The organism is Streptomyces sp. CA2R106 (genome assembly GCF_037034245.1).
Lineage (GTDB): Bacteria > Actinomycetota > Actinomycetes > Streptomycetales > Streptomycetaceae > Actinacidiphila.
On the sequence record NZ_JBAGKC010000196.1, the window covers coordinates 1 to 365 of the forward strand.

Consider the following 365-nt stretch of genomic DNA (forward strand, 5'->3'; position numbering starts at 1 on the left):
CGAGGATGATGTCCCGGCTGGACGGGGTCGGCTGTGTCATCGCGGGGTGTCCTCGCTGTGGTCCGTGTCGTGCTTCGGCTCGTCGGCTGTGCTGCCCGTGCCCGCGCCCTGGCCCGGGTGCGGGGCGTTCGCGGCGCCGCGGTTCTTCTTCCAGCTCGCGCGGAAGGACGCCGCCCTGACCTCGGGCAGGTCGCGCGCGTCGCTCCACGCCTTCGCCGGCCCGGGCAGCGGCAGCTTCGCCGGGTGCAGCCGCCGGGTGGTGGACGCGGCGCGTTCGGCCGCCGCCAGCGCCGCCGGGTGGTCCAGCAGCCAGGTCGCCGCCTTCATCGCGGTCCGCTCCGCGCGGTGCCCGTCCTTCTGGTCGG

1 protein-coding gene is annotated in these 365 nt (G+C 76.4%); it reads right to left on the reverse strand.

The window, feature by feature from the left end:
* Positions 1-36: 36 nt before the first annotated feature.
* On the reverse strand, positions 37-365 hold a 329-nt coding region (locus WA788_RS35710; protein WP_335984683.1), incomplete at its 5' end, for a lactate utilisation protein LutB domain-containing protein.